The organism is Colwellia sp. BRX8-5 (genome assembly GCF_014077325.1).
Lineage (GTDB): Bacteria > Pseudomonadota > Gammaproteobacteria > Enterobacterales > Alteromonadaceae > Colwellia_A.
Map to the genome: position 1 here is coordinate 1 of NZ_JACGVR010000114.1, position 281 is coordinate 281.

The following is a 281-nucleotide window of genomic DNA, read 5'->3' on the forward strand; positions in this document are numbered from 1 at the left end:
AAATCAGAAACCGGTGTTACTGAAATGGTTAGGGTAGAACTCTGAGTGTCACCTGCACCGTCAGTAACAATGTAAGTAATTAGAGGAACAGCACCATTAAAGTTATCATTCGGAGTGAAAGTGTAACTACCATCGGCATTTAAAGTGAGTTCACCTTCCGCAAGAGTAACCGTATCACCTGCATTGTACGTATTCCCACCAACACTAAAGCTCGTTACGGTTAACGGACCGTCTGCTGTTTCTGCATTATCAAGCACATTACCTGTTGCGATTGTATCTTC

The 281-nt window shown here is 42.7% G+C and carries 1 protein-coding gene; it reads right to left on the reverse strand.

Annotated elements, in window-relative coordinates; translation table 11 throughout:
* The coding region (locus H4J62_RS20140) for a cadherin-like domain-containing protein (RefSeq protein WP_182231385.1) at window positions 1-281 on the reverse strand (281 nt) is incomplete at both ends.